Origin of the sequence: Actinomadura soli (assembly GCF_005889715.1) — a bacterium.
GTDB lineage: Bacteria > Actinomycetota > Actinomycetes > Streptosporangiales > Streptosporangiaceae > Spirillospora > Spirillospora soli.
Genome location: NZ_VCKW01000560.1, coordinates 1 through 1,458, shown reverse-complemented (window position 1 = coordinate 1,458; position 1,458 = coordinate 1). Strand labels below are relative to the sequence as shown.

The following is a 1,458-nucleotide window of genomic DNA, read 5'->3' as shown; positions in this document are numbered from 1 at the left end:
CCCGCAGGCCAACCGACCCAACCCGACCGGACCCGCGGAATCCGACCCGACCGGCCACGCGGGCCAGCCGGCTCGAGCCGGTCCGGGGCCCAATCGGCCCAGCACGACCTGCGGGCACAACCGACCCGACCCGGCCGGACCGGCCGGACCAGACCTGCGGAACGATCGACCCGACCGGCGGGCCAGCCGGCTCGAGCCGACTGGGCCGTGCCGGGGCCCAACCGGTCCGGCGCGACCTGCGGGCACAACCGACTGGGCCTGCGGCTGATGCGATCCGCCTGCGGTCGATGCGGCCTGCAGTGCCGCGCCATCGCCAGGAGCCGGGCGGCAGGGCGGTGCTGATCGCTTTTCCGAGTTGTCGATGGTGAGCCCTGCGCCACGAGCGGAGGGCGGCACCGTGGGCGAGATCGTCGGTCGGCGTGGAAGCTCCAGCCGCGCCGGGGTCGGCGTGGTGGCGGGGCTTCAGCGTCTCGCTCTCGGATGGACGGGCTTGGCGCAGCGCCGCCGTTCCAGCTCGGCCATGATGTCGGCCATGCGGGCGCGCATGCGGGCGGTCTGGGTCGTCAGCACTGACAGCTCCTCGACGAGCTCCGCGTCACCGACGAGCCCCAACTCCATTTTCGTCACGATGGTGCACCTCCTGCTCTCCCCCGCTTCCCCTCGGGGGCCGGACCGAGCCGGTGTTCTCGAATCCATGTTCGACCGTACCGCCTCCCGCCGACATTTTCCGCCCCGCTTCGCCGGTTGATCTCCGGCCTCGCCGGGAACCCCTATGGGGTGGTCCGTCCGGTCCCGCGCGTACCTTGTGCCCCCGGCGCGGGAGATGGCCTGGAGGAGGATCCCGATGCCACAGCAGGCAGCAGGCGCCAAGCCGGAGCCCGTCGGCGCTCGGACCGAGTCGCACCGGTACCAGGACGTGCTCGCCGTCGTCGCTGTCACGATCGGTCTCGCAGCCCTCGTCCTCGGCTGGATCCCGGCGACTCATTTCCCTGGGGCCGTCGCCGGGGTGATCGGCCTGCCGCTCGCCCTCTACTCCCAGATGATCTCCGCGACGACGAACGAACGATGGCTGAACGTCATCGGCATGGTGGCCTCGTTCATGGGCGCCGCCTTCGCCCTGAGCAACGGCGGCTTTTCCCTCTAGCGCCCGCCGCCCGCATTCGCCCGCTGCCCGCATTCGCCCGGCCACCGCATCGCGTCAAACCACCGCGCCCCGCGTCGAGCCACCGCATTGCCTGGGCTGCCCGCGTCGCGCCGGACAACGCCGGGCTGCTCGCATCACGTTGGGTGCCCACACCGCAGCGCGCCGGGCCGCCCACGCCCGGCCGCCCACGCTTGCTTCAGGCGGCCGCGTTGGCGTGGGCTACCGCATGGGGGTCTAGGTTGTCCGCATCGCGTTGGGCCGTCTGCATCGCGCCCCGGGTGGGGTGGCGGGACGTTCTCCGGGGTGTCGTAGGG

Annotated in this window: 2 protein-coding genes; one reads left to right on the top strand and one right to left on the bottom strand. The window is 72.6% G+C overall.

Features of this window, described 5'->3' with window-relative positions:
• Positions 1–462 precede the first annotated feature (462 nt).
• The gene (locus tag ETD83_RS43385; protein ID WP_171064755.1) at positions 463–627 is read right to left on the bottom strand and encodes a hypothetical protein; all 165 of its coding nucleotides are present in this window, start codon (positions 625–627) and stop codon (positions 463–465) included.
• Positions 628–844: 217 nt separating this feature from the next.
• Here ETD83_RS43385 and ETD83_RS41805 point away from each other — a divergent pair, with 217 nt between their 5' ends.
• A complete protein-coding gene (locus ETD83_RS41805; protein ID WP_205718189.1) occupies positions 845–1,144 on the top strand; it encodes a hypothetical protein in 300 nt (99 codons plus the stop codon).
• Positions 1,145–1,458: the final 314 nt, after the last annotated feature.